Origin of the sequence: Hydrogenophaga sp. R2 (genome assembly GCF_049843595.1) — a bacterium.
Lineage (GTDB): Bacteria > Pseudomonadota > Gammaproteobacteria > Burkholderiales > Burkholderiaceae_C > Hydrogenophaga.
This window is the reverse complement of the sequence record NZ_JBBHZN010000004.1, coordinates 13090-38956: the sequence shown is the minus strand read 5'-3', so window position 1 is coordinate 38956 and position 25867 is coordinate 13090. Positions and strand designations below refer to the sequence as shown.

Sequence of the window (25867 nt, the reverse complement as noted above, 5' to 3'; positions counted from 1 at the left end):
CTCCGTCTCACAGACATCGCCCCGAATGCGTTCAGCGCCGAGAAAGCGTCGCCGAGGGCGATTCGCCGAACCTGTTGCGGTAGCTGGCGGCAAACATGCCTAGGTTAGCGTAGCCCCAGGACCCGGCAACGTCTCGAACCTTGCTCTGCGGGGGGGCCACCAGCAATTCGGCGCGCACCCCGTTCAGGCGGATGTCGCGCAGGCACTGCATCGGCGTGCAGCCCCTGAACTCCCGAAACGCCGCATTGAGGGTCCGCACGCTGACGCCGGCGCTTCTCGCCAGTTCGCTCAAGGTGGGCGCGTCCGGAGCATGGTCTCGCATGTGCTGTTCGGCCAGCAGCACATGGCGGGGCACCAATCGGTGCACCGTCGGCTCCTGCGGGCTCTCCAGCTGCTGTCGCCACAACGTCAACAGGTGCAGGCCGATCATCTCCTCCAAGTGCCGCCCCAGTGGCCCCTGCTCCACCGCGTCCGGCATCTCGGTGATGCAGCGGCACACATAGGACAACAGGCTGATCCAGCTGGACTGCGCACCGCCGAAGCGGAACTTGCAAGCCCACATCCGCTCGTCGGCCGGCGCGCCGAACCAGCGTTCGTGGAGCGCGGCCATTGCATCATGCTGGAAGGTCAGATTGACCTGCAGATGATGCGGATCGGCGTCGAGCCAGTAGTGGGTGCGCGAGTTGTCCACGAGAAAGGCTTCGCCGACACCCGTGTCCGCATACTCGCGCCCGCTCGACCAATGCCGAATGGCACCGCGCAGGGTCGTGAGGACCATGCCAGTGCCGGCCTCCGCAGCAAACCCGGTCAGGTGTACCGGCACCCCGTAGCTGAACCGGCTAAGCGTGAAGTGCCCGATGCGGATGGCGTCGAGCACCGAGTCAGGCTGCCGCACGAGCCCGACCGGTGCCGCGTCATATGGCATGTAGACCTGCTTGCACCAGTGTTGGACTTCGTCCCAGTCCGTCGACGCCACCAGACGGTGGCGGGTGCTGGGGGCACCGGTGACGTCGGTGACCAGGACGTTGCGGATCGCTTCCATGCCGGTTTACTCCTCACGGCGTGCGCCGCAGAAGTCAGCGGCTTACCGGTGATGGTAGACGGCCGTCTCGAACTCCACAAAGCCCGGGTACGACGCCGTGTCCTGGAACGGCAGAATCTGGGTCGCCCAGTAGCCCCCGATGCCGCTGCTGCGGTCGATCCAGTAGAAGCAGTTGGCCAGGCCGGCCCACATCAGCGAGTTGGCGGGACGGCCCGAGGGCGTGCGCTCGCGGTTGGTCATGAAGGTGTAGGCCCATCCCTTGGCGGTGCCCGGGAAGAACTCGCCGGTGTTGCTGAGCGACGGGATCGACGTGGTCCACCCGCCGACCGACAGCCCGAGGGCGGCAAGGCCGTCCTGCGACATCTGCTGCACGGTCTCGGCCTTGAGCACACGGCCGTTCGGGCCGGCGCCGTCATTCAGGATCATGCGGATGAACTTCATGTACTCGCCCACCGTGGCATACAGGCCATGGCCGCCCATGTCCATCGGCGGCGGATCGGGCAGCACCAGGTCGGGGAGCGGGGTCAGCTTGCCGTCGGCCGCGCGATCGTGGATCGTCACGCGCCGGGCCTTCATCGCCTCGCTCATCTGGAAGCCGATCTCGTTCATGCCCAGCGGCCCGAAGATGCGCTCCTTCATCACCTCGCCTAGGCGCTTGCCGCGCTGCTGCTCGACGATGCGCCCCAGCCAGTCGATGTTGACGCCGTAGGTCCACGCAGCGCCCGGCTCGTGGAGCAGCACCGTGCGGATCGAATCGAAGCTGCTGGACACCACCGTCGGGATGTTTTTGGCGGTGCGGTACTTCAGGTCATCGGCGCTGAAGAACTCGTAGCACAGCCCCGAGGTGTGGAGCATCAGATCGTTGATCGTGATCTTGCGCTTGGGCGCACGCGTGCGGGGCTGACCATCTGCACCAAAACCGTCGAGCACCTGGAGCTGGTCAATCTCGGGCACGTATTTGCCGGCATCGTCGGTGAGCGAGATGCGACCTTCCTCGACCAGCTGCATGATGCAGGTGCCGGTCAGCGCCTTCGTGGTGGAGAAGATCGCAAAGACGCTGTCGGTCGTCATCTGTCGATCCTGTCCCAGCTCTCGCGTCCCGGAGGCCCCCTCGTAGAAGTTGCCATTGCGATCCGTCGCCATGGCCACCACGCCCGGTGCGCCGCCATGGCGTTGAGTGGTTTGGGTGAGCACGCTGTCCAGCGTGGCCTTTGTCTTTGAACTCGTCACGGTGTGTCTCCTTGATTGCTGCTGGGGACCGGTGCGCCGCGATTCCGTGGCATCGGCTGGAGACAAATTTATGGCGAGCACCCAGGATCGCTTGTCTGGATCTGGCGAGGCGGTGTCTGGAAATGGCAGGAATTCAGCACCGGGGCGCGGGCTCGCCGGGGCCTTTGAAGGGTCGGCGGCGCTCCGAGACGCCGCCCAAGGCGTCCGTCAGGCCTTCGGTGCGCCCACCTGCCGGCTTGGATCCGCCGCGGCGAAGGCCTCCAGCTGCTCGCAGGCGGCCATCACCCGCATCACGGTCGGAATGCCCGGCACGTCGATCTTGAAGACGCGCATCACCGCGATGATGCTGGCCAGACAAATGTCGGCAATCGTCGGCGTGTCGCCGTGGCAGAAGGTGCCGGTGCCGGGCTCAGTGGTCAAGCGTTGCTCCAAGGCCTGCAAGCCCGTCATGAACCAGTGGATCTGCCAGGCACGCCAGGCCGCATCATCGAAGCCGCTTTGGGTGGTGAGGTACTTCTTGACCCGCGGGGTGATCAAAGGGTGAGTGTCTGCCGCCAGCATGGCCGCAAAGGAACGCACGCGGGCACGGCCGTGCGCATCGGTCGGCAGCAGCGCGGGCGTCGGAAAGCTCTCCTCGATGAATTCCAGGATGGCCAGCGACTGCGTCAGGGGCGTCTGCGGCTGACCCGGACCGTGGTCCACGAGCGCCGGAATCGCGCCCATCGGGTTGATCTTGAGGAAAGCCTCGCTGCGCTGCTCGCCGGCATCGAGGTTGATGGTGTGCTCCTGCGGCGTCACGCCCTTGAGGTTGAAGGCGACGCGGACGCGGTAGGTCGCGGAGGTGCGCCAAAAAGAGAAGAGCTCAAATCGGGCGGTGTTGGTCATGGGAGTCCTGTTAGCAGGGTGCGAGCTATCGCCTGTAGAAGCAGCGTGGGTGCGTACGGGCCGGATTGTGGGTGATTGCACGTGGTGTCTGCGACTACGGAGCGATTGCGAACCGACTCACAGCTCAACCAGGTCGCATTACATGCCGGCGATGACAGCTTCGTAGAAGGCGCCACGCGCGGCTTTGGATCTGGGCGATGGCCGGTATGGGCCCGAAGCGGTCACCTGAAGGTGGGCAGCATAGCAGCCATTACGTTTGCGGTGCTCCGCAGGCGCTGCGGGTGATGCCAACCACGCCTTCATTTCCAACCACTGCGATTTCGGCCGAAGAGCCGTTCTCCAGCACGTACAGGAGCGAAACGATACCGGTCGTGGGGAAGCAGACGAATGTCATCTGCTCCCCGGATTCGTAAAGGACCTTGCCAAGGGGCAAGTGGACCAACTCGAGCATGGGCTTCCAACGCTGCCACTCTGCATCCGGTAAACACGCAAGCAGTTGATTCTTGCGAGGATCGTCGGGTTCAGTCATGTGGCTCACCTCCAAGTTGACTACTGTCACAGGACGAGGCTCGCCGATAGATTTGTAGATCTCGCAGGATCGGCCAGAATCAAATGACGGTCTGTCAGATACCGTACATAGGCCGTAACTGTACCTGCTGACCGTTGTTGATTTCATTGATCAACCCGAAATGCTAACCGGGTGAGTTGCACGAGGTGTCATCACTGTGCTCTGACTCTGAAGCGCAGACCGGTGCTTGCCAATTGGGGCATGCGCCATTGGTGCGCGCGTGCCAGTGCTTGCACAGTGCATGGTTCTGGTGGCCAAGTACGCCGACCACCTGCCGCTGTACCGCCCGGAAGCGATCTTCAGCCGAGCTGGCCTCGCCATCCCCCACTCCACCCTGGCGCAATTGGTGGGCTGCTGTGGCGTGCAGTTGCAGCCGTCACCGACTGGCTTGGTGTCAGGGGTGAACTCAGGCATCAGCAACGCCCAACTTTTGAGCAGCAGCCCGCATATCATGCTGGCCGTGGCCTGCGGGCGTTGTCCACTTGGTTATCCACAGGTTAGAGCACAGTCCCTGTGGGTAACGAACGGAAAAATACCCGCTCGACTCAGTGGGACGTGTTGTAAGGCCGTCATCAGCGTTCGCTCGCCACTCACCTGACTCAGCGCGGCCTCCGCATCAACCGGTAGACCACAGGCACCACCAGCAGCGACAGCAAAGGCGCGCTGATCATCCCGCCGATCATGGGCGCTGCAATGCGCTGCATCACCTCGCTGCCGGTGCCCATGCCCCAGAACAGCGGCAGCAAGCCAGCCACGATGGTGGCCACCGTCATGGCCTTGGGCCGCACCCGCAGCACTGCGCCCTCCCGGATCGCCTCCAGCAACGACAGCTCGTCCGTGCGCCCGGCGTCCAGCCGTTCCTGCCACGCCTGCTTGAGGTAGATCAGCATGATCACGCCGAACTCGGCCGCCACACCCGCCAGCGCAATGAAACCCACCACGCTGGCCACCGACAGGTTGTGCCCGAGCAGCCACAGGAACCACACCCCACCCACCAGCGCGAACGGCAGCGTGGCCATGATCAGCAGGGCTTCGTCGAAGCGGCGGAAGATCAGGTACAGCAGCACGAAGATGATGAGCAACGTGACCGGCACCACCAGCTTGAGCTTGGCGGTGGCGCGCTCCAGGAATTCGAACTGCCCCGACCACGACACGGAGTACCCCGCGGGCAGCGCCACCTGCTCGGCTACCGCGCGCTGCATGTCGAGCACCGCGCCGCGCAGATCGCGCCCGCGGATGTCCACGTACACAAAGCCGGTCAGGCGCGCGTTTTCGCTGCGCAGCATGGGCGGGCCTTCGGTAATGCGCAGGTCGGCCACGTCGGACAGCACCAGGCGTTGCCCGGTGGGCGCCACGATGGGCAGTGCGCGCAGCTCGGGCAACGAGTCTCGCAGCTCGCGCGGGTAGCGCAGGTTGATCGGGAAACGCTGCAGGCCCTCCACCGTCTCACCGATGTTCATGCCGCCCACGCTGCCGGCCACGATGTCCTGCACGTCGGCGATGTTCAGGCCGTAGCGCGCGGCGTCACTGCGGCGGATGTCCACGTCGATGTAGCGTCCGCCAGTCAGCCGCTCGGCCAGCGCGCTGCTCACACCGGGCACGTTCTTCACCGCGCGCTCGATCTCGCCGGTGAGGCGGTCGATGGTGGCCAGGTCGGGTCCGGCCACCTTCACGCCCACCGGGCTCTTGATGCCGGTGGCCAGCATGTCGATGCGGTTGCGGATCGGCGGCACCCAGATGTTGGAAAGACCCGGCACGCGCACGGTGCGGTCGAGCTCTTCGATGAGGGCTTCGGGCGTGAGGCCGGCGCGCCATTCGCCTCTGGGTTTGAACTGGATCGTGGTCTCGAACATCTCCAGCGGCGCCGGGTCGGTGGCGGTCTCGGCGCGCCCGGCCTTGCCGTACACGCTCTGCACCTCGGGGATGGTCTTGATGAGGCGGTCGGTCTGCTGCAGCAGCTCGGCCGCCTTCGCCGCCGAGAGGCCAGGCAGCGCGGTGGGCATGTAGAGCAGATCGCCTTCGTCCAGCGGCGGCATGAATTCGCTACCCAGCTGGCGCAGTGGCCACAGACTGGCCAGCAGCACCAGCGCCGCCACCACCAGCGTGAGCTTCGGCGCCTTCAGCACCGCTTCGAGCACCGGGCGGTAGAGCGCGATCAGCGCGCGGTTCAACGGGTTGGCGGTCTCGGCCGGGATGCGCCCGCGAATCAGGTATCCCATGAGCACCGGAATCAGCGTCACAGCCAGACCGGCGGAGGCCGCCATGGCATAGGTCTTGGTGAAGGCCAGCGGTGCGAACAGCCGGCCTTCTTGCGCCTCCAGCGTGAACACCGGGATGAAGCTCAGCGTGATGATGAGCAGCGAGAAGAACAGCGCGGGTCCGACCTCGGCGGCGGCGTCACCGATCACGCGCCAGCGCGGCTCGCCCTGCAGCGTTTCGCCGGGGTGGTGGTGCGCCCAGCGTTCCAGGTGCTTGTGGGCGTTTTCGATCATCACGATGGCCGCGTCCACCATGGCGCCGATGGCTATCGCAATGCCGCCTAGCGACATCACGTTGGCGTTGATGCCCTGCTGCTGCATCACGATGAACGCCATCAGCACACCCAGCGGCAGCGAGATGCTGGCCACCAGTGCGCTGCGCAGGTGGAACAGGAAGGCCAAGCACACCAGCGCCACCACGATGAATTCCTCCAGCAACTTTTCACCGAGGTTCTTCACCGCGCGTTCGATCAGGCCCGAGCGGTCGTACACCGGCACGATCTCCACACCGGCGGGCAGGCTGCGCTGCAGCTCGGCCAGCCGTGTCTTCACCGCTTCGATGGTTTGCAGCGCGTTCTTGCCCGAGCGCATGACCACGACACCCCCCACGGCTTCGCCCTCGCCGTTGAGCTCACCGATGCCGCGCCGCATCTCGGGCCCGGTCTGCACCCGCGCCACGTCGCCCAGGCGCACCGACACACCGCTGGCGCTGGTGATGAGCGGGATGGCGCGGAAGTCGTCGAGCGTCTTCAAGTAACCGCTGGCACGCACCGCGTACTCGGCCTCGCCCAGCTCCAGCACCGAGCCCCCGGCCTCCTGATTGCCGCGCGCCACCGCCTCGGCCACCATGGCCTGCGTCACGCGGTAGGCGGCCATCTTGTCGGGGTCGAGCACGATCTGGTACTGCTTGACCATGCCGCCCACGCTGGCGACCTCGGCCACATCGGCAACGGTCTTGAGCTCGAAACGAATGAACCAGTCCTGCAGGGCGCGCAGCTGTGCCACGTCCTGCCCGCCGGTGCGGTCGATCAGGGCGTACTGGTAGATCCAGCCCACGCCAGTCGCGTCGGGCCCGATGGAGGAAGACGCCCCGCGGGGCAGCCGCGCCTGCACCTGGTTGAGGTACTCGAGCACGCGCGAGCGTGCCCAGTACGGGTCCACCTCGTCTTCAAACAGCACGTACACGAAGCTGTCGCCGAACATCGAGAAGCCACGCACCGCGCGCGCGCCCGGCACCGAGAGCATGGTGGTGGTCAGCGGGTAGGTAACCTGGTTCTCCACGATCTGAGGTGCCTGCCCGGGCCAGGTGGTGCGGATGATGACCTGCGTGTCGGAGAGATCGGGCAGGGCATCCAGCGGCGTGCGCTGCAGGGCCACCACGCCCCAGGCGCTCAGCAGCGCGGTGGCCAGCAACACCAGAAAGCGGTTGGCAATGCTCCAGCGGATCAGGCCGGCGATCATCGGGTCTTCTCCGGCGGCATCACCTTCAGGCCGGTGATCTGCGGCACGTCACCGTCCTGCATCTCGAACTCGATCTGCAACCGGTCCCCCACCTCCATCCGCCGGGGCTGGCGCTCTTTCGGCGGCAACCGGAAGTCCATCTGCATCTCGGGCCACCTGAGCGCCGGGATCGGGGGATGCGTCAGCGTGACCGTGTCGCCGGCGAGCGCATCGATCACTGCATCGGTGGTGTAGCGCGGCTGGGCGGCCCCGGCCGGCGGCTCCTGGTTCAGGCGTGCTTCCAGACCCCGCAGGCTGGCCTCGGAGTCGATCAGGAACTGTCCCGACAGAACCACCCGCTGGCCCGCTTCCAGACCCGCCTTCACCTCGGTCTGGCCATTCGCCTCGTTGCCGGCCACCACCTCCACCGGCCGAAACCGACCGCCATCCTCGGCCAGCATCACGACGCTGCGCCGCCCGGTCCGGATGATGGCGTCGCTGGGTACCAGCAGCGTGGCCGGGCCGGCGCGGGGTTCCAGCCGCATACTGACCTGCATGCCGGGCACCAGCCGTCCTTGCGGGTTGGCCAGTTCGACACGCGCGCGCACCGTGCGGGTGACCGCATCGACCTCGGGCAACAGGGTCTGCACCCGACCTTCGAAGCTTTCCCCAGGCGCGCCCGGGCTGGTGGTGCGCACGCGCGTGCCCGGCCCGATCAGCGCGGCCTGGCTTTCCGGCACCGCCCCTTCGGCCCACACCGTGCGGGTGCCCTGCAGTCGCATGAGCGCCATGCCCGGGGCGACGGTGGCGCCCTCGCGGACCATCAGCTCGCTCACGATGCCCGCCAACGGTGCGGTCAGAGTCAGACGCGGCTGCACCACACCTGAACTCGCCACCCGCTGGATGTGGGCCGGGGTCATGCCGGCCTGGCGCATGCGCTGGCGCGCGGCGTCCTTCAGGGGGTCGACGCCCTCACCCGCAAGCCGGGCCAGCGCCAGGTATTCCTCCTGCGCGGCCACCCACTCGGGCACATACAGGTCGGCCAGGGGCGCGCCGGCGGCCACCCGGTCGAAGGTGGCCTTCACATGGAGCTTCTCGACGAAGCCCATCGCCCGCGAGGACACCTCCACCCGCTCGCGCTCGTTCCAGGCCACGTTGCCAACCGCCGTCACCTCGGACGCCAGGGTCCCTTCCACCACCGGGGCGGTTCGCAACCCCAGGTTCTGCTGGATGCGCGGGCTCACCGTGATGCTGCTGGCGTCGGCCGCGTCGGTGCCGGCATAACGCGGCACCAGCATCATGTCCATGAACGGCGATTTCGCCGGTGCGTCGAAGTTTTTGCCCGGCACCATGGGGTCGTGGTAGTTCAGGATGCGTCGGCCGGTCACCGGGTCCTGGTCACCCGCTTTGAGCCCGTCGCGAATGTGCCGGCGGGTGGCTTCCTCCCCCTGGGGGATGGTCCATTGCGAAGGGTCGATGTCCGCCGGCCCTGCACCGGCCGCTGCCTGGGCAGGCGCCGAGGCTCCGGCCACCAGCAGGGTGCCGGCCTTGCCCTGCTGGATCCCCAGCCACCAGCCGGCGCCGCCGACTGCAGCCAGGACAGCCAGCACAGCCAGCCCGGCCAGCACAGTAGTTGCACGCTGATGTCTCATGGCTTCACCCCGGTGTGGTTGTCGGTCAGGAGGTATTCGAGCTGGGCCCAGGCGCCAGCGGTCTGCCGCTCGAGCAGCAGGCGTTCCAGCGCCAGATCCAGCACCGCCCGGCGTGCCTGAAGCACCGGGCCCAGGCCCTCGCGCCCGCCCCGGTACGCGGCCAGCGCGGCATCGACCCGCTGCGCGGACAGGGGCACTCGCCGGGTATCCAGAAAGTCCAGCCGATCCAGACCGGACCGCCATTGCTCCTGCCACCGCTGCACCTGCAGCAGACGCTCGCGGGTCTGCTCCTCGCGTTCGGCCTGCAGTTCGTCCACCCTCGACAGACGCGCGGCCAGCTCGCGCTCCTGGCGTTGCGGCCTGTCCCATTGCAGGGGCACCGACACCGCCACCGAAGCCATGTTCGAGAACTGTCGGCCGCGCTGGCTGAACATGAATTCCACGCTCCAGTCGGGATCGAGTTCCTGGCGGGCCAACTCGGCCTCTGCACGGGCAGCCCGCTCCCTGGACTGCAGCGCCGCAATGTCGGGCAGGCGCTCGGCCAGCGTCGGCTCGCTCAGTGCTGCGGGACGCTGCCGCAGCGGCGGCGGGTCGGCCAGCGGCTGGTCGGACGCGCCCCCGATGAGGCGGGCCAGCCACAGACGTGCCTCGGCCCGGTCGGCGGTCGCGCCGATCACACTTTGCTCCAGCTGCGCGAGCAGCTCGCGTGCGCCCACTGCATCGTTGAGGGTGGCCTTACCACCCCGGACCGCCGACTCGGTGGTCTGGACCAGCAGGCGTGCCTCAGCCACCTGGGCTTGCAGCAAGCCGATGCGCTGCTCCTGCATGTGCCGCTCCAGCCATGCCTGGGCCACCTCGACCCGCAGCAGGGCGATACGCCGGTCCCGCTCGCTCAAGGCCGCATCGGCCTCGCGCTCGAAGCGCTCCCTGCGCGCCTGGCGCTTTGACGAATTCGGTAATGTCTGCGTTATTGAGACCGAGCGCATGGTCATGAAGTCACGAGTGACGCTGAAGCGCTCTGGCCCGTCCACTGGCAGGTTATCGAGCGAGAGGCGCAGCACCGGGTCGGGGCGCTGCGCTGCCGCCACCGCCATCTCGCGCGCACCTTGCGCGGCGGCGGCAGAGGCTTCGAGGCTGCGCGAACGAGCCAGGGCTGCGTTTATCGCAGCGCTCAGGCTCAAGGGTTCATCTGCAGCGGCGGGTGTGATCAACGCGAGCAGGCCAACCAGGGCCAGCATGGCGCGAGCAAGAAAAAGCGAAAGGTATTCCATGTCTGAGCTCCGGAGCAGGCGCGCTCGGGTGCAGTAGCCCTAACAGCGCGCGACGGCAGCACCACCGGCGGGTGGGCTGCGCTGTGCAGGGAATCAGACGGAAGTGGGTGGGCGCCAGAGACGCGAGGTCGAGCCCGGAGGCAGGCTGCGCCAAGTGGGCGCTTGAGGGTCCTGAGTGTCCGGCGTCAGGGCCACGAGGGATAGGAAAGCCGGCATGCCGGCGGCGGGTGCGGCGCAACTCTGCACGCTCTTGCAAGGCTGGCCTGTGCGCTCGAAGGTGGCCAGGTCGTTGCAGCAATCGTCCATGGCCTCGGCCGAGGTGTCTGCCGTCTCGCCGGCTGCTTCCGCCGTGGCCATCATGTCCTGCATGGGGCATGGTGACGCAGGCACCTGCCACGCCGCGATACCCTGTAGGGGCAGCAGCAAACACAGGACAAGAACAAGCAGGCGACGCATGGGCGGATTCTAGGGCGCGCTGGCCGACCGCGCTTGCTGGGCAGGTCTTGGTTCCTGGTCGCCCACTACGCTGCGCTCGCGATCGTATGGGGCGGGTTGCTGGTGGCGCGAAGGGACCGGGGTATTTGAGGGCCCGGAAAATGCAAGCAAAACCGCGTTGTTCCTGCTGCCGATGTGACACAGGCGCTGCCGCCATGAGCCAGCATGATGGCTTTGGTGATGGCCAGACCCAAGCCCGCGCCATCGGACGACGGGTGCGCGCGTGCCTTGTCCACTCGATAGAACCGGTCAAACAGACGCGGCAGATCGGCAGCTTCAATTGTGTCGCCCGTGTTGGTGACACACAGGTTGATGCCATCCAACTCAGGGACTATGGTTAGTTCAATATCGGTGTCCGGGTGCGCGTGCCGCAGTGCGTTGGACAGCAAATTGCTGATGGCCCGCCGGATCATCAGGCGATCACCCACCACGCTGCCCGCCCCCACCACCTGAAGACGAAGCTCCTTGTCTTCGGCGACCGCATCGTAAAAATCCACAAGACTCTTCACCTCGTCTTCCAGCGTGACATCTTCGCGATTCGGGAGCTGGATGCCGTGATCCGTCTTCGCGAGAAACAGCATGTCGGACACCATGCGCGCCAGGCGCTGGAACTCCTCGGCGTTGGAGGCAAGGATGTCGCGGTAGGTTTCTGGATCACGGTGCTGCGACAGCGACACCTGGGTCTGTGTCAGCAGGTTGCTGATGGGGGTGCGCAGTTCGTGGGCGATGTCGCTCGAGAACTCCATGAGCTTCGCAAAATCCTGCTGCAGCCGCTCCAGCATGGTGTTGAGGCTGGTGGCCAGCTCCGCCATCTCCACCGGCACGGCGTCAATTGGCATTCGCTCGTCGAGCTTGTGGGCCGTGACCTTGAGCGCTCGCTCCTTCATGGCCCGCAGCGGGGCCAGACCGCTGCGGGCCGCCCACCACCCCAAAAGCCCACTGAGCAACGAGGCCAGCGCCACGTACAGGATCAACTGCTGGCGCAGTGTCTGCATGAAATGGGTATGGTGATGCGTGTCCAGCGCGAGAGTGAGCCGCAAGCGCTGCCCCGGACCTGTAGTTACAGAAGGAATTTGGGCTTCCAACAGCTCAGTGCTCATGCCTCGCAGTTGTCTCTCACCATCAGCCCAATCCATAGGCTGATCTGGGGCGCTTCGCGCGGCCAGTTCTGTTGGAAACGCGATGCCGCCGGTGCCAAACAGCAGATCGTCACCGCGCGTGAGTGAGATGAACAGGCCTTGATGGCTGTTGAGGGATTCATCCAGCTTGGCGGACAGTTCGGCCGGCTCTGGCGTTTCATCGACGATCTTCTGGATGAGCTGCACTTTGTCCAGCAGGTAGTCGCGATCAAGGTCAATGAAGTGCAGATGGGTGGACCATACCACCAGGATGCCTAGGCCCAGCAGCACCAAGGTCGACACCAAGGTGTACAAAAAAGTGAGTCGTGCTGTGAGTGTCAAGCGCCGGATCATCAGGATTTCTCCGGCACTTCCAGCACGTAGCCCATGCCTCGCACTGTCTGTAGCAGGCGGCATTCAAACCCGTCATCCACCTTGGCGCGCAGCCGACGCATGGCTACTTCGATCACGTTGGTGTCACTGTCGAAATTCACGTCCCACACCTGAGAGGCGATCAGCGACCGTGGCAACACCTCTCCCTTGCGGCGCATCAGCAATTCCAGCAAGCCAAACTCCTTGGCGGTCAGGTCAATGCGCTTACCAGCTCGGGTAACCCGCCGGCGCAGTAGGTCCAGCTCCAGATCCGCAACCTGTAGCGTGGTTGGCTCCATCCCTGAGCGCCCTCGGCGCAGGATGGTGCGCACTCTTGCCAGCAGCTCTGAAAACGAAAACGGTTTGACCAGGTAGTCGTCCGCACCGAGTTCCAGACCTTTGACGCGATCGTCCACATGGTCCTTGGCGGTCAGGAACAGCACCGGCATCTCCCGGCCCTGGGCACGCAGACCTCTGAGCACCTGCCACCCGTCCAGGCCGGGCAGCATCACATCCAGGATGACCAGGTCGTGGTCGCCCTCCAGCGCCTGGTGCAACCCGTCCACGCCGTTGTTGAGCAACTCAACCGCGTAGCCCGCCTCGCGCAGGCCCATGCACAGGTACTCACCCGTCTTGCGCTCGTCTTCAACAATCAAGATTTTCACATTCACTCCTGGACGAGATTTTCACTGCCAGCGCCCTCCTGCAACCGAACCTGACAACTTTGTAATGAAACCGACAGGTTCATGACGGGTTGCCCTTTGCACACTGCCCTCAGCTTGAAACAGTTGAACAGGAGCAAATCAGTGATTCATCAACGTTATCCATCCACAGCACTGCGGACCCTCGCATTGGGCGTGCTGGCACTCCCCTTGGTGGTGTCTGCCCAGATCGCACCGGCGCCCGCCGAGAAGAACTGGCGCGAAGCCAACGACGCCGTGGGTCAGTACAAGCGCGGCCACGCCGACATTCTCAAGTGGGAAAAAGAGAACTCGCCCGCTGCGTCCGTTCAGGAGCAGGCCACCCCCAGTCTGAGCTTGATGACGGCGGAAGACGCTGTTCGCCAGGCCTGGCGGGCACACCTTGAACTGGTGAAGCCCATGAACCGGATCGGCGCGGCTAACGTGGATCTGATCGCCAAAGGACAGTGGGCCGAGCTGGATCCCATTCTGCAGCGCAAGGTGGACGATCTAGACGAGTTGATGGAAGTCGCCGCGCAAGCTCGCAAGTCGTGGTTTCAGGCTGTTGCCGCCCGCCAGGTGCTCAAGCAGCACCGTGATGCCCTGGATGCGGCTGAAGCCGGCAACGAGCTGGGTCGCCGCATGGTGAGTGTGGGCAATTGGAGCAAGCTCCAGCAGGCCCAAGTTCAACTGGCTCAGTCATCCGCCAAGATGAACGTGCGCCGTGCACAGAACGCCGCCACGCAGGCCGAAGCTTCGCTCATCAAAACGTTGGGCCTCACCGGTGTGCACACCGCTGTGGCCTTGCCGGATCGCTTGCCCGACTTGCCCGCTCAGGCCATGTCGCCACAGGTGCTGGATAGGCGCGCTGCGGCCATTGCGGCACAACTGGCGCGCGCTGAGGGCATGCGTAACGGCGCCAATGTCCGCCTGGCGCGCCAGGCCTACCTGGCCAGCTACGCACAGGCCGTAAGTGCGCGCGAAGAAGTGCTGAAGGTTCGAGAGTTCATCACCGAAGAAACCGTCCTTCACTACAACGGCATGCTCAAGAGCGTCTGGGACTTGCTGGGTGAGGTTTCCAGCCAGTCACAAGCCGTGGCCAGTGCCATCGAAGCGCAGCGCGACTTCTGGATCGCTGAGACCGATCTGCAGTGGGTCCTGCAAGGCGGGGCTCCCGACAGTTTTGTCTCCCTGGGTGGGGGCGGCGGTGAGCCCGCTGCCGCCGCGGGTCACTGATCACATCGAACGCACAGAAAGAAAACCAACATGAGTCTCCTCAATTCACGCCGTCAGTTTTTTGCGGGTGCTGCCGCTTCGGTGGCTGGGCTGGCCGTTGCGCGCTCTGCCATGGCCGCCCTGCCTGAGCCTGTCTACCAAACGTCTGTGGACACAGCACCTCCCTTGGTGCCCACTACCGGCAGGCCCTACAACCCAGTGGTCACACTCAACGGCTGGACCCTGCCCTGGAGGATGAACAACGGCGTCAAGGAGTTCCACTTGGTGGCCGAGCCGGTTGTGCGCGAGGTCTCCCCAGGTTTCAAGGTCAACATGTGGGGCTACAACGGCCAGAGCCCGGGGCCGACCATCGAGGTGGTCGAAGGCGACCGTGTGCGGATCTTCGTCACCAACAAGCTGCCGGAGCACACCACCATCCACTGGCACGGCCAGCGCCTGCCCAGCGGCATGGACGGTGTGGGCGGTCTCAACCAGCCCGCGATCCCAGTGGGCAAGACCTTCGTGTACGAATTTGAAGCGCGCCGCCCGGGTACCTTCATGTACCACCCCCACGCGGACGAAATGGTTCAGATGGCTATGGGCATGATGGGCATGTGGGTCACCCATCCCAAGGGCAAGCATCCCCACATCAGCGAGGTGGACCGTGACTTCTGCTTCTTGCTCAATGCCTTCGATGTGGAGCCCGGCAGCAAGACCCCCAAGATCGCGACCATGACCGACTTCAACATCTGGTGTTGGAACAGCCGAGTTTTCCCCGCCATCGACACACTCAACGTGCGTCTGAACGACCGGGTGCGGATCCGCGTGGGCAACCTCACCATGACCAACCACCCGATTCACCTGCACGGGCACGAGTTTCTGGTGACCGGAACCGACGGCGGCCCAACGCCCCCAAGCACGCGTTGGTATGAGGTGACCACCGACGTGGCCGTGGGACAGATGCGCCAGATCGAACTGATCGCCGATGAGGAAGGCGACTGGGCCATGCACTGCCACAAGAGCCACCACACCATGAACGCCATGGGGCACGATGTGCCCACCATGATCGGCGTGGACCACCGCGGCCTGGTCAACAAGATCCAGAAAGTGGTGCCCGACTACATGCTGATGGGCGAGCGCGGCATGGCCGACATGGGCGAGATGCAGATGCCGATCCCCGACAACACGGCACCCATGATGACAGGGACGGGCCAGTTCGGCCCACTGGAGATGGGTGGCATGTTCACGGTGTTCAAGGTGCGCAAGGACCAGAAGCCGGGCGACTACAAGGACCCGGGCCCCTACAAATTCCCCGAAGGCACCGTTGCGCACGAATGGACCGGCGCACCGTTGCCCGCCGTGAGGCCCAAGGCCAGCGCAGACACGACGCCCGCCGCCGCCAGTGCAGTCAAACCCACCGGCTCAGCCATGAAGCACTGATCAGACATTCACGCCGATCCTACTCAACCAGACCACAGTCAACAAGGAAACTTCACATGCACATCACCAAAACCTTGATCGTGTCCGCCATGCTGGCGGCCTCAACTGCTTCATTTGCTCATGGCGAAAAGGAGCACGCCAAAGGAGCCACGCCTATGAAGATGGAGCAAAAAGAATGGGGCATCGGCGGCCACTCGAACGCCGTCAAACGCACCGTGGAAATCCGCATGACCGACAACATGCGCTTCACGCCCGATCTCGTTGAGGTCAAGCAAGGCGAGACGATCCGGTTCGTGCACGTCAACAACGGCAAGGTGATGCACGAGTTCGTGCTGGGCACCAAGAAAGAACTCGATGAGCACGCTGCAGCGATGAAGAAGTTCCCTGGTATGGAACACGACGAGCCGTACATGGCACACGTCGGTGCTGGCAAAAAGGGCGAGATCGTCTGGAACTTCAACAAGGTCGGTGAGTTCGACTTCGCCTGCCTGCTGCCGGGCCATTACGAAGCCGGTATGGTCGGCAAGATCAAGGTCGTTGCCAAGTAAACATCACTGCTCAGAACATCTCAACCCAGGATCAACATCATGAACAAACACACGAAAACTGTCGCGCGACTTCTCACCGCTGCCGCACTCTCCCTGTCCTTGCCTTTGATGGCACAAGCGGGTGCAGACCACAGCAAAATGGGAATGGATCACAGCAAGATGACCATGACAGCCACACCCGGCATGACCGACGGCGAAATTCGCAAGATCGACAAAGAGAACGGCAAAGTCACGATCAAGCATGGCGAGATCAAACACATGGACATGCCTCCGATGTCCATGGTGTTCAACGTCAAGGACAAAGCCATGCTGGACAAAGTCCAGGTGGGCGAGAAGATCCAGTTCATCGTCATTCAGGACGCCGGCAAGATGGTCGTCACCGACATCAAAGCGATGAAGTGATTTGACTTTGCTGACCCTCTGGGTCGGTTGGGGTGAAGGGATCGGTTGTCATGACCGATCCTTTTTTTGCATGGGTGACGCCTTTCCTGCTCTGCGAATCCGATCCGACACAGTCTCGCAACCCATGGGCAGGCGTAGGTTGGCGCACAGGCAATCCAAGCATCGTTGTCGATGATGGTGAACCTGCCTCTAGGTACTTTCTAGGAAATCACATGAACCATCAATTTACCCCCAAAAGGTTTGCCACTGTCCCTTTTAAGGCGCTGTGCGCCATCTCGCTGACTGTGCTCATGTCGCTGTCGGCGAATGCCCAGTCCACCCCAGCCGCAGGCCCGGCGACGATGCCTATGGCCGATATGCACAAAGGCGCCACAGGTGCACACGACATGAAAGGTTCCATGATGATGGGCATGGACGAAATGCAGAAGATGACGATGTCGGGTAACACCGACAAGGACTTCGCAATGATGATGAAGATTCATCACCAGCAAGCATTGAACATGGCCGAGATGCAGCTCAAGACCGGCAAGTCACCCGAGATGAAGGCCATGGCAAAACAGATTATCGTGGCGCAAAAGAAAGAGATCGCTCAGTTCGACAAGTGGCTTGCCAAGCAGAAGTGATCTGTATGGCAAGGGCACAGCGGCGGTGCTGCTGACATACGCATAGGCGCCGGCTCAGGCACTCAACGAAGCGTCATTCTTCAAGGCTGCAATCAGCGGGCATCGCACCGTGCCCCTGGATGCGCCACACTGGCTAATCAATCCCTCAAGCATTGCTTCCATCCGGCGCAGGTCCTCAAGCCTGCCCTTCACATCCGCGAGCTTGGTCTGAGCTTTGATTCGGGCTTGGACACAACTGGCGCCATCGTCGAGTTGCAGCAGCTCGGCTATCTCGTCCAAGCTGAATCCGAGGCGCTGCGCCGACTTGATGAAATGAAGGCGAGAACGGGCAGCTTCTGCGTAGCGTCGAATCCCGCCAGATGGGCGGAGCGGCTCAGGCATCAATCCCTTTCGTTGGTAGAAGCGGACGGTCTCCACATTGACGTCGGCTGCCTTGGCCAATTCGCCTATCGTCATGTTGGACTCGGAAGGTGTGTGGATATCGCTCATATCGCTTGACTCCGTACTTGGGTACGGAGCTAAGGTTATCTCATGTCAACGCACACCACCACCCAGAACTCACCCGCCTTCAGTCCCGCTACCGAGCACGGAGGCACAGCCCTGCTTGCCGGTGGTCTGGCAGCCCTCATTGCATCGGCCTGCTGCCTGGGCCCACTGGTGTTGATCCTGGTGGGCATCTCGGGCGCCTGGATCAGCCATCTCACGGCCTTGGAGCCCTATCAACCGCTGTTCATGGGTGTATCGCTGGCGGCGCTGTTCTTTGCGGCAAGAAGCATCTGGAGGCCAGCGGCTGCCTGCGAAGCAGGTCAGGTGTGCGCGATCCCCCGCATCAACCGCATCTACAAACTGCTGTTCGGTGTCGTGGTGTTGCTTCTAGCCACCGCGATGGCATTCCCGCTGATCGCACACTGGTTCTATTGATGAAAGGTCTGACTGTGAAACGCATTCTGATTGCTGCCGGATTTGTCCTGAGCCCGTTTGCATGGGCTGCGCAGCAAACTGCCACCCTCTCCGTCCCTGGCATGTCCTGCGCTACTTGCCCGATCACGGTCAAGAAGGCGCTGACGAAACTCGCCGGCGTGGTCGAAGTGAAGTCCAACTTGGATAGAAGGGAGACCACGGTTGTGTACGACGACACCCAGACTTCATTGGACGCCCTGACCCGAGCAACGAAGGACGCCGGCTTTCCGTCCACTATCACGGGAGTCAGGCCTTGACCGAGGTGCTCCTGACGTCGGTGTTGACCTGTCCGCAATGCGGGTACGCCAAATCCGAGACGATGCCCACCGATGCTTGTCAGTGGTTTTATGAGTGTGAAGAATGCCACGCGGTCATCCGACCAGAGTCGGGTGACTGCTGCGTTTTTTGCTCCTACGGAACGGTTCCTTGTCCACCGATTCAGCAAGGAAAATCGCCAGGCTGCGGCAAGCCTGCCTGACTTTTCGCTGACCGAAATGTCATGCATTCGCAAGCTGCCGGTCATGGGTGCCTCGCTACATTGAACCTGTACCTCGTACCACATTGATTCAGCCGAACAGTGTGATTTGTTCTTGAAGGAGACCCTCCATGATTCGCAAGCTCAGCATTCTCGCCCTCTCCCTGGCCGCACTGGCACCGGCCTTCGCAATGGACGCCGCAAGGTCCGAGGCCAAGGAGGTCATCGCACTGCAGAACGGTGAGACGCTCTACATCTTCAAAGATGGCCTGATGGCGAAGGAAAGCAAGTTCGGAAACGTGAGCCACCTCGGCAAGGGTGAAGTCGTTCAAACCGCTGACGGTAAAAGCATCACGACAATGGGCAACGAAGTCGCCCGTTTGTACGTCCTGCTGAACAAGGGACACGGTAACTGACCTTCCGCCAGTTTCTATAGTCGGAGACGATCGAAAGGTCTCTGACTACACAGCCCTCCGCCGTGATAGGCGCGAGGGCTGTTTTGTGAGTCAGCGAGCTGAACACAAATTGCACAGCACCCCCTTCGTCTGAGAAAAACGCCACGCAATCGCTGAGGCCTTTGACCGCAGCAAAAACCGGTCAAATGAAACTGGGCGCCATACGAAGAACCAACGCTTCATGGCTTGCCACGCCGCAAACGCAGCGCATTGCCAATCACCGACACCGAGCTCAAGCTCATGGCCAGCGCGGCAATCAACGGCGACAGCAGCCAGCCCGTCAGTGGATACAGCACACCGGCCGCAATAGGGATGCCCAGCGCGTTGTACAAAAAGGCGAACACCAGGTTCTGCTTCATGTTGTCCACAGTCGCTTCGGACAACGCGCGCGCAACCGCAATCCCTCGCAGGTCGCCCTTGATCAGCGTGATTTGCGCACTGTTCATCGCCACGTCGGTCCCGGTACCCATGGCCACACCCACATCGGCCTTGGCCAGTGCTGGGGCATCGTTGATACCGTCACCCGCCATGGCCACCACGCGGCCTTCCTTTTGCAGTTTTTCCACCAGAAGCAGTTTGTCGGCCGGCTTGACCTCACCGTGCACCTCGTCGATGCCCAAGCGTGCTGCAACGGCTCTGGCCGTGGTCAGTCCGTCTCCGGTCGCCATCACGATGCGCAGACCGGATGCCTTGAGCGTCGCCAGCGCTTCCGGCGTGCTGACCTTGACCGGATCGGACACCGCCAACAGGCCCATCAGCTGTCCATCAACGGCCAGATGCATCACGCTGGCGCCCTCCGAGCGCAATGCTTCGGCTTGCGGTATCAAGGCGGCCACCGAGACCCCGATCTGCGCCATCAGCGTGGTGTTTCCCAGAGCCAGCTCACGTCCGCCCACCTGCCCACGCACGCCAATGCCCGAGCTGGATTCAAAGTTCTCGGGTTTATCCAACGACATGCCGCGCTCGCGGGCGGCGCGCACGATGGTCTCAGCCAGTGGGTGTTCACTGCCCTGGTCCAGGCTGGCGGCCAGGCGCAGCACCTCATCGGCATCAAAGCCAGGCGCAGGAACGGCGCGCTCAAACGTCGGACGGCCTTCAGTGAGCGTTCCGGTCTTGTCGATGATGAGGGTGTCGATCTTGCGCATGTTCTCGATGGCTGCTGCGTCTCGGAACAGCACACCGTGTGTGGCGCCCCGACCCGTGGCGACCATGATGGACATGGGCGTGGCCAGGCCCAGCGCGCAGGGACAGGCAATGATCAGCACGGCCACCGCGTTGATCAGGCCAAACACCCAACTCGGCTCGGGACCGAACAGACCCCAGCCGAAGAGGGTCAACAAGGCAATGCCCACAACAGCGAGGACAAAGTAGCCCGCCACCACGTCGGCCATGCGTTGCATCGGCGCTTTGGAACGCTGTGCCTGGGCCACCATCTGCACGATCTGCGACAGCATGGTGGACGCGCCGACACGCTCAGATCGCATCACCAGCGCGCCACTGGTGTTCAGCGTGGCGCCAATCACCTTGTCGCCCACGCGTTTGGTGACGGGCATCGGTTCGCCCGTGAGCATGGATTCATCGATCGCGCTGCCGCCTTCCGTGACCTCGCCGTCCACCGGCACCTTTTCTCCTGGGCGCACGCGCAGCAAGTCGCCAACATGAACATGGGTCAGTGGCACGTCCTCTTCGGTGCCGTCCTCCCGGATGCGCCGGGCGGTTTTTGGCGCCAGACGCAGCAACGACTTGATGGCCGCCGAGGTCTGTGACCGGGCCTTGAGTTCAAGCACCTGCCCGAGCAGCGTGAGCGAGATGATCACGGCAGCGGCCTCGAAGTACACCGCGACACGGCCCATGGAAATGAACGAGTCCGGGAACACCTGGGGCGTGACCGTGGCCACCACGCTGTACACAAAAGCCGCCCCGGTGCCCAGACCGATCAAGGTCCACATGTTGGGACTGCGGTTGACCACAGACTGCCAGCCGCGCGAAAAGAATGGCCAGCCCGCCCACATAACAATGGGAATCGACAGCACCAGTTCGATCCAGGTCTGGGTCGTGGATTCAAGCCACTGCAGCCGATGACCAAACATGGCCAAGACAGTGACTAACAAGGTCAGCGGCAGCGTCCACCAGAAGCGGCGCTGGAAATCGCCCAACTCGGGGTTGTCATCGTCCTCAAGCTCCGGCAGCAAGGGCTCGAGCGTCATGCCGCACTTGGGACAGTTCCCCGGATGGCCCTGGCGAATTTCAGGGTGCATCGGACAGGTGTAGATTGCACCGGCCACCGCTGAAGAGGTCTCTGCGGGTGGCTTGGGCGCGAGGTATTGAAGCGGGTTCGCAGCGAACTTGCCTTGGCACTTGGCACTGCAAAAATAGAAGGTGCGGTCCTCGTGGGTCAGCATGTGACCAGACTGCGCCGTGACGGTCATGCCACACACGGGATCCTTCAGGCCCGTTGGTGGGGCCGATTCGGACAGCGCACTGCTGCCGTGATGTTGGTGTGCATTCATGTTGATCCGCCTATTTCCTGTCGTTGTGGGTACGCCCGGAGTCCTGCGGATGGCTGCCATGGCCCCCATGGCCGTTCCCGTGCATCAAGTGCATCAGCGGACAAGCGAGCAGCAGCAGGTAAGGCCAGTAACCCAGAACATGGCCCCAGTGCTCTCGCAGGAGGTAAAAGCCAGCGATCAGGGCGACCGTTACCAGTGCCATTCCTGCCGGGCGGCGCCAGAACGATGGCTCGTTGGATTCATTGTTGGATAGGTTCATTGCATTGCTCCTTCAGAGTTGCCTGCGAAAGGCTTGGGAGAAGGTGCCGCTCCGAGCGATCGATGTGCAGTTCAATCGCACCCGGGTTGAGCGTCAATCGCTTGTCAGTTGCCGGTGGGAGTGGTGACTGCACCCGGCATGCGCTGCATCATCATTTCCATCATGGTCTGCATCATGTCCATGCGCATCTCCATCATCTGATGGTGCTTGGACATGTCCATGGGCATGTCCTTCATGCCCGACATGCCTGGTGTGCCCGCCTTGCCGTGCATTCCGCCCATTGCCTTCATGCTCTTCATCATCTCCATGCCTTCGTGCATGGTTTTCATGTGCTCGTCCATCAAGGCTTGCCGCTCGGCTGGTGTCTTCACATTCATCATCTTGTCGCGCATGGCCTGCATCTCCTTCATGCGGCTTTGCACGGCGGTTGGCGCTGTGGACGCTGCTGCAGCGGCTTGATGTGCGCTGTGGTCGTCGGCTTTGGATACCGAGGTTGCGCCGGTGACTGGTGCGCTCGGATTCGCGCAAGCCGTCAGCAACAAAGCGGTGGAGATCGCAAGGATGGTGCAGGAGGTTTTCATGGTTGTGCTCTTTGAATGAAGAGGGGTACCGCTACAGGCGGCTACAAGGTGGCGGACGCCAAAATGGAAAGGGGCCATACGGGCCGGTAGAGCGCAGGAGCGCTCTTGGCGATAAGCTGCAATATGGCCTATAACGTCAACCGATGGGGTCGCTCAGCAATGGGCAAACCCAGGTGCGCAAGTCTGGTGGAATGCACCTGGACTTGAACTGCGACTGCCGAGGTGTTGGCTGGCCCCCATGACCGGTACAGCACGCCGATCAATCCTGGGTTGCCATCGACGATGGGCTGGTCCACCTTGGTGATGGCCAGCGAGGCTTCATCGCAAAACTTCAAGCATCCGGCATCGTCGGGGTCGGATTGCTCGCCGTGATGGGTTTGGGCGACGGGTACATCCTGTGACATCGCCGCGAAAGAAGAGTGACTACCGCTGTTCGGTTGGTTCAAAAGGCATGCATTGGCCACCCCTGCACCCAACGCAAACAACCACACCGCCAGGATCATCCAGGTGGCATGGCGCAGCGAGTGGCGATACAGGTGCATATCAGTCAGGTGAACAGAGGCAACGATCCAAGGCTAACCCTGGACGCTTGAGAAGCCTTGACGCAGATCAAGAAAGCAGGTCGAGACACGATCTCAAGTCGATCCAGTGTGCGACTGGGCGCTACGTCGGTCGGTTCGTCACCGAACACACCGGCTCGCTGCCATGGCAGTAACGGCTTGTCCCCTCAGTGGGCGTCATGGTGAACGTGAACGCCGCGCATCCAGGCCATGAGGTCGATGGGGCTGGAAGTGCTGGCGCTGGTCACTTCTGCCTGAACCCGGGATTTCTTGAGCTGGGGCTTTTGCTGGGGCTGATGCTGGGCAAGGCTGCCGCGCGAGAGTTTGTCCAGGATGGCGCAGTGAGGCTGGTCATTGCCGTGGCAGGCCTTCACCAGCACCGAGAGACCGTCCATCATCTGCTCGATTTCGCGGCGCTTTTCTTCAAGGTCGGCCAGGTGGCGTTGCGCTACGGCCTTGACTTCGCGGCTCGTGCGCTGTGAATCACTCCACAGGCCGATGAGCTCGGCGATTTGAGCCACCGATAACCCGAGGTGGCGCGACTGCCGCACAAATCTCAACACCGAGACTTCTCGGTAGCCATAGAGACGGTATCCCGAACACTCAAAAATTGTCCACGTTCATCTGGCTTGCGACCACTCGCTCCGATGACGGTCTACTGGAGAGTAGATGCGATCGACGCATGCGCTGTGAACTGTGGCGTCAGCAAGCGGCGGCCCGTTTTTTACGGTCGGAAGGGCCTCTTTCCGACGAACGGAAACTGTCACTTTCTTCAACAAAAACAACGATCTAGACCATGCGCCTGTGTGGTGTATATCCTTCACACAGCGGTTTCTGGGCAGCCCTCTCCCGAGCGCTTGACGGCTGCGATTGACTGATGAATTCTTGCGGCTCGGCGGGTCACACCTGACCCTTTCGTTGCTCTCCGACAGCTGCCTCCCGGCCACCGCGCCGGCAGCTTGAACCGCAACTTTGTTTGTGGAGAGCAGCATGAATGCAGATATCTGTCAGCAGATCTGGCGCTACACCGACGAGCGCCTGGCTGAACTCGTTGCAGCGGCCCGCGACGCGGGCGCCAGTCACCCGTTTCTGACACAGTGGCCCGTCGAGGACGAGTCTCTGGCCAGGAACATCCTTCACTTCGCGGTGCTCCATGATCCGGAGGCTGATCACCAGGACCGACTCACCGCGCTGCGGCTCATCTACAACCAGGTAGCTCGGTTCCCCGACGACATCGAATCACCCAGCCTGCTGGCGATGAACGTGCAGCTCCTGCTGGCAGATCGGCTCAACTCGATCGAACTGCTGCACCTGCTCACCCGTCTGCAGTACCAGCTCCTGGGATACGAGCCCCGAGTGAGCTGCGCCAGGGGCGAGCGACGCAAAGTGTTCGGCCTCTACAAGAACGGCGAGCCGATCCTGGCTGGAACCACTCTGAGGTACGTGAGCCCGCTGCTCCAATCGGCCTTTCGCCACATATCCGGACTGAGCAAGGTCAACATTCGAGCCCTCAGCTTGCAGAAGCGCCACCAAGCTGCTGAGCTTGTGATGATGTACTTCCTGCATGGCGTGAACAAGCAAATCAAGTGGGAATGCCGGGAGCGCCGGATGGACCTGCAGCGGTTTTGTAATCCCACCTGGGAACTGCTCAAGGAAGGGGAGGCCGAGCTGCTGGCGACCGATCCCAGCCAGAGCTTGCTCCATTGTCTGGACTACGAGGCGCTTCAGCTGGTGGCTCACCGGCTCAATACCAGCGATGCCTTGCTGACAATCACTACCCCGAAGACTGACGTCCCGGCAAAGGAGTCGAGACAACCGTGTGAAGTCGTCCTACCGGTCAAACGCCTGGCGGTAATCCAGGGCTCCATCCCGCCGGCCAGCGATGCAAACGATCAGCTGCAGATCCAGCGGTTCAAGGTTTTGCAGACCGTGCAGCCCGTCGTCCAACTGCCCGCCCCCGACCAGCTGTACGGCATTCAGGAGATCCTGACCGGGGAGTTCCCTTGGGCCTCTGGCGCCATCGACGCCATCCTCGGCGAGCTGCGCTTGAAGCGACACCTCGGCGCGCTCAATTGCAAGGTCCGGCCAACCTTGATTGCTGGACAACCCGGTGTGGGTAAAACCCGGTTTGCTCGCCGCCTGGCCGAAGAGCTGAACCTGGCGTTCCGAGCCATCAGTATTGGGGGCATGGACGACAGCCGGGCTCTCCTGGGAACCAGCCGCGGTTGGTCAACCGGGCAGCCTTCTTCCTTGCTCGATCTGCTGCTCAACGCAAACAGCCCGTCCGCTATGGTGCTGCTTGACGAGGTGGATAAGGCGAGCGACCGGTCGGTCAACAGCGCACCCGTGTCCAGCGCTCTGCTGGGCCTCCTGGAGGCAGAGTCTGCACGCCGGTGGTTCGACAGCTTCCTGCAAACCGAATGTGACCTCTCGATGGTCAGCTTCATCCTGACGGCCAACTCGTTGTCACGGCTGCCCACGCCGCTTCTCTCCAGGTGTCAGGTCGTGATGTTCAATGAGCCAAGTCCGGAGCACATAGCCGCAGCGGTGCCCCATGTGCTTGAGGACTTGGCTGGTGAATGGGGACTTCCTTCAGGCGTATTCAAGGGCTTTGAATCAAAGGTGTGTGCTTTTGGAAGTCGAAGCATCCGCGAGTTGAAAGGTGCTCTGACTCACGCTCTCAAGATGGATCTGATGACGAAAGATCATCGACAGTGGCGACATTGATGGTGCCCTCGCGGTCGGCCGTTTAGGGCCGATCCGGCTGCCTTTGTTTGCGGTCCGAACAGTGCTCAGGAATGAAGGTGCACGGCTAACCCGCAGGTTGA

General features: G+C 62.9%; 25 protein-coding genes and 2 pseudogenes. 11 read left to right on the top strand and 16 right to left on the bottom strand.

Annotated elements, in window-relative coordinates; translation table 11 throughout:
* Positions 1-31: 31 nt before the first annotated feature.
* The 4 genes and pseudogenes from WD026_RS13605 to WD026_RS13590 all read right to left on the bottom strand — a co-directional run.
* Complete coding sequence (locus WD026_RS13605; protein ID WP_425724199.1) at positions 32-1042, bottom strand: AraC family transcriptional regulator; 1011 nt, start codon at positions 1040-1042, stop codon at positions 32-34.
* A gap of 42 nt (positions 1043-1084) precedes the next feature.
* Positions 1085-2272 carry a serine hydrolase domain-containing protein gene (locus WD026_RS13600; protein WP_425724198.1) on the bottom strand — a complete coding sequence of 396 codons (1188 nt, stop codon included), beginning with the start codon at positions 2270-2272 and terminating at the stop codon, positions 1085-1087.
* 207 nt (positions 2273-2479) lie between these two features.
* Entirely contained in the window at positions 2480-3157 is a 678-nt protein-coding gene (gene maiA / locus WD026_RS13595) for a maleylacetoacetate isomerase (RefSeq protein WP_086122181.1), read from the bottom strand.
* A 280-nt stretch (positions 3158-3437) separates the two neighbouring features.
* Positions 3438-3686, bottom strand: a pseudogene (locus WD026_RS13590) (Crp/Fnr family transcriptional regulator); the annotation flags it as partial.
* Between the two features lie 283 nt (positions 3687-3969).
* Between WD026_RS13590 and WD026_RS13585 the strand changes: the two are divergent.
* A pseudogene (locus WD026_RS13585) lies at positions 3970-4101 on the top strand (IS66 family transposase); the annotation flags it as partial.
* A 223-nt stretch (positions 4102-4324) separates the two neighbouring features.
* Here the strand turns inward: WD026_RS13585 and WD026_RS13580 are convergent.
* The 6 genes from WD026_RS13580 to WD026_RS13555 form a co-directional block, all read right to left on the bottom strand.
* Positions 4325-7444, bottom strand: a complete 3120-nt coding sequence (locus tag WD026_RS13580; protein ID WP_425724197.1) for an efflux RND transporter permease subunit — start codon at positions 7442-7444, stop codon at positions 4325-4327.
* Positions 7441-9075 carry an efflux RND transporter periplasmic adaptor subunit gene (locus tag WD026_RS13575; RefSeq protein WP_086122179.1) on the bottom strand — a complete coding sequence of 545 codons (1635 nt, stop codon included), beginning with the start codon at positions 9073-9075 and terminating at the stop codon, positions 7441-7443. Before WD026_RS13575 ends, WD026_RS13580 begins: the two co-directional genes overlap by 4 nt.
* Positions 9072-10256: a TolC family protein gene (locus WD026_RS13570; protein ID WP_425724196.1), complete on the bottom strand. Its 1185-nt coding sequence runs from the start codon at positions 10254-10256 to the stop codon at positions 9072-9074. Before WD026_RS13570 ends, WD026_RS13575 begins: the two co-directional genes overlap by 4 nt.
* Before the next feature lie 183 nt (positions 10257-10439).
* Positions 10440-10802: a hypothetical protein gene (locus WD026_RS13565; RefSeq protein WP_086122177.1), complete on the bottom strand. Its 363-nt coding sequence runs from the start codon at positions 10800-10802 to the stop codon at positions 10440-10442.
* A 65-nt stretch (positions 10803-10867) separates the two neighbouring features.
* Positions 10868-12313 (bottom strand): heavy metal sensor histidine kinase, encoded by a 1446-nt coding sequence (locus tag WD026_RS13560; RefSeq protein ID WP_425724195.1) that lies wholly within the window; start codon positions 12311-12313, stop codon positions 10868-10870.
* On the bottom strand, positions 12313-12996 hold the full coding sequence (locus WD026_RS13555; RefSeq protein ID WP_086122175.1) for a heavy metal response regulator transcription factor: 684 nt from the start codon (positions 12994-12996) through the stop codon (positions 12313-12315). The genes WD026_RS13560 and WD026_RS13555 overlap by 1 nt, the downstream gene beginning before the upstream one ends.
* Positions 12997-13110: 114 nt before the next feature.
* Here WD026_RS13555 and WD026_RS13550 point away from each other — a divergent pair, with 114 nt between their 5' ends.
* From WD026_RS13550 to WD026_RS13530, 5 genes are read left to right on the top strand one after another with little or no spacing between them, the layout of a single operon-like run.
* A complete protein-coding gene (locus WD026_RS13550) occupies positions 13111-14247 on the top strand; it encodes a hypothetical protein (RefSeq protein WP_425724194.1) in 1137 nt (378 codons plus the stop codon).
* 30 nt (positions 14248-14277) lie between these two features.
* The gene (locus tag WD026_RS13545) at positions 14278-15666 is read left to right on the top strand and encodes a multicopper oxidase family protein (protein ID WP_086122173.1); all 1389 of its coding nucleotides are present in this window, start codon (positions 14278-14280) and stop codon (positions 15664-15666) included.
* Positions 15667-15722: 56 nt separating this feature from the next.
* Complete coding sequence (locus WD026_RS13540; protein WP_086122172.1) at positions 15723-16214, top strand: cupredoxin domain-containing protein; 492 nt, start codon at positions 15723-15725, stop codon at positions 16212-16214.
* A 39-nt stretch (positions 16215-16253) separates the two neighbouring features.
* The gene (locus tag WD026_RS13535; RefSeq protein WP_086122171.1) at positions 16254-16616 is read left to right on the top strand and encodes a copper-binding protein; all 363 of its coding nucleotides are present in this window, start codon (positions 16254-16256) and stop codon (positions 16614-16616) included.
* Positions 16617-16666: 50 nt separating this feature from the next.
* The gene (locus WD026_RS13530; RefSeq protein ID WP_425724193.1) at positions 16667-17239 is read left to right on the top strand and encodes a DUF305 domain-containing protein; all 573 of its coding nucleotides are present in this window, start codon (positions 16667-16669) and stop codon (positions 17237-17239) included.
* Positions 17240-17293: 54 nt separating this feature from the next.
* Here WD026_RS13530 and merR read toward each other — a convergent pair whose 3' ends face one another.
* A complete protein-coding gene (gene merR, locus WD026_RS13525; RefSeq protein ID WP_425724192.1) occupies positions 17294-17728 on the bottom strand; it encodes an Hg(II)-responsive transcriptional regulator in 435 nt (144 codons plus the stop codon).
* 42 nt (positions 17729-17770) lie between these two features.
* On the opposite strand from merR, the gene merT reads away from it, so the two are divergent.
* The 4 genes from merT (at position 17771) to WD026_RS13505 (ending at position 19090) form a co-directional block, all read left to right on the top strand.
* Positions 17771-18160, top strand: a complete 390-nt coding sequence (gene merT, locus WD026_RS13520; protein WP_425724191.1) for a mercuric ion transporter MerT — start codon at positions 17771-17773, stop codon at positions 18158-18160.
* Positions 18160-18456 (top strand): mercury resistance system periplasmic binding protein MerP, encoded by a 297-nt coding sequence (gene merP / locus WD026_RS13515; RefSeq protein WP_425724190.1) that lies wholly within the window; start codon positions 18160-18162, stop codon positions 18454-18456. Before merT ends, merP begins: the two co-directional genes overlap by 1 nt.
* Entirely contained in the window at positions 18453-18677 is a 225-nt protein-coding gene (locus WD026_RS13510; protein ID WP_425724189.1) for a GDCCVxC domain-containing (seleno)protein, read from the top strand. The genes merP and WD026_RS13510 overlap by 4 nt, the downstream gene beginning before the upstream one ends.
* 128 nt (positions 18678-18805) lie before the next feature.
* On the top strand, positions 18806-19090 hold the full coding sequence (locus WD026_RS13505) for a CopK family periplasmic copper-binding protein (protein ID WP_425724188.1): 285 nt from the start codon (positions 18806-18808) through the stop codon (positions 19088-19090).
* A gap of 218 nt (positions 19091-19308) precedes the next feature.
* On the opposite strand, the gene WD026_RS13500 is transcribed toward WD026_RS13505, so the two are convergent.
* The 5 genes from WD026_RS13500 to WD026_RS13480 form a co-directional block, all read right to left on the bottom strand.
* A complete protein-coding gene (locus WD026_RS13500) occupies positions 19309-21639 on the bottom strand; it encodes a heavy metal translocating P-type ATPase (RefSeq protein ID WP_425724187.1) in 2331 nt (776 codons plus the stop codon).
* 10 nt (positions 21640-21649) lie between these two features.
* Entirely contained in the window at positions 21650-21898 is a 249-nt protein-coding gene (locus tag WD026_RS13495; RefSeq protein WP_425724186.1) for a DUF2933 domain-containing protein, read from the bottom strand.
* Positions 21899-22002: 104 nt separating this feature from the next.
* A complete protein-coding gene (locus WD026_RS13490; RefSeq protein WP_425724185.1) occupies positions 22003-22479 on the bottom strand; it encodes a hypothetical protein in 477 nt (158 codons plus the stop codon).
* A gap of 128 nt (positions 22480-22607) precedes the next feature.
* Positions 22608-23021, bottom strand: a complete 414-nt coding sequence (locus tag WD026_RS13485; RefSeq protein WP_425724184.1) for a hypothetical protein — start codon at positions 23019-23021, stop codon at positions 22608-22610.
* Positions 23022-23206: 185 nt separating this feature from the next.
* Positions 23207-23590 carry a MerR family DNA-binding protein gene (locus WD026_RS13480; RefSeq protein WP_425724183.1) on the bottom strand — a complete coding sequence of 128 codons (384 nt, stop codon included), beginning with the start codon at positions 23588-23590 and terminating at the stop codon, positions 23207-23209.
* 439 nt (positions 23591-24029) lie between these two features.
* Between WD026_RS13480 and WD026_RS13475 the strand changes: the two genes are divergently transcribed.
* Positions 24030-25766, top strand: a complete 1737-nt coding sequence (locus tag WD026_RS13475) for an AAA family ATPase (protein WP_425724182.1) — start codon at positions 24030-24032, stop codon at positions 25764-25766.
* Positions 25767-25867: the final 101 nt, after the last annotated feature.

Coding starts and splice junctions, on each gene's coding strand:
- WD026_RS13605 (WP_425724199.1), bottom strand. CDS start 1,042: ATGGAAGCGATCCGCAACGTCCTGGTCACCGACGTCACCGGTGCCCCC.
- maiA (WP_086122181.1), bottom strand. CDS start 3,157: ATGACCAACACCGCCCGATTTGAGCTCTTCTCTTTTTGGCGCACCTCC.
- WD026_RS13580 (WP_425724197.1), bottom strand. CDS start 7,444: ATGATCGCCGGCCTGATCCGCTGGAGCATTGCCAACCGCTTTCTGGTG.
- WD026_RS13575 (WP_086122179.1), bottom strand. CDS start 9,075: ATGAGACATCAGCGTGCAACTACTGTGCTGGCCGGGCTGGCTGTGCTG.
- WD026_RS13565 (WP_086122177.1), bottom strand. CDS start 10,802: ATGCGTCGCCTGCTTGTTCTTGTCCTGTGTTTGCTGCTGCCCCTACAG.
- WD026_RS13560 (WP_425724195.1), bottom strand. CDS start 12,313: ATGATCCGGCGCTTGACACTCACAGCACGACTCACTTTTTTGTACACC.
- WD026_RS13545 (WP_086122173.1), top strand. CDS start 14,278: ATGAGTCTCCTCAATTCACGCCGTCAGTTTTTTGCGGGTGCTGCCGCT.
- WD026_RS13540 (WP_086122172.1), top strand. CDS start 15,723: ATGCACATCACCAAAACCTTGATCGTGTCCGCCATGCTGGCGGCCTCA.
- WD026_RS13535 (WP_086122171.1), top strand. CDS start 16,254: ATGAACAAACACACGAAAACTGTCGCGCGACTTCTCACCGCTGCCGCA.
- WD026_RS13530 (WP_425724193.1), top strand. CDS start 16,667: ATGACCGATCCTTTTTTTGCATGGGTGACGCCTTTCCTGCTCTGCGAA.
- merR (WP_425724192.1), bottom strand. CDS start 17,728: ATGAGCGATATCCACACACCTTCCGAGTCCAACATGACGATAGGCGAA.
- merT (WP_425724191.1), top strand. CDS start 17,771: ATGTCAACGCACACCACCACCCAGAACTCACCCGCCTTCAGTCCCGCT.
- merP (WP_425724190.1), top strand. CDS start 18,160: ATGAAAGGTCTGACTGTGAAACGCATTCTGATTGCTGCCGGATTTGTC.
- WD026_RS13505 (WP_425724188.1), top strand. CDS start 18,806: ATGATTCGCAAGCTCAGCATTCTCGCCCTCTCCCTGGCCGCACTGGCA.
- WD026_RS13500 (WP_425724187.1), bottom strand. CDS start 21,639: ATGAATGCACACCAACATCACGGCAGCAGTGCGCTGTCCGAATCGGCC.
- WD026_RS13495 (WP_425724186.1), bottom strand. CDS start 21,898: ATGAACCTATCCAACAATGAATCCAACGAGCCATCGTTCTGGCGCCGC.
- WD026_RS13490 (WP_425724185.1), bottom strand. CDS start 22,479: ATGAAAACCTCCTGCACCATCCTTGCGATCTCCACCGCTTTGTTGCTG.
- WD026_RS13485 (WP_425724184.1), bottom strand. CDS start 23,021: ATGCACCTGTATCGCCACTCGCTGCGCCATGCCACCTGGATGATCCTG.
- WD026_RS13475 (WP_425724182.1), top strand. CDS start 24,030: ATGAATGCAGATATCTGTCAGCAGATCTGGCGCTACACCGACGAGCGC.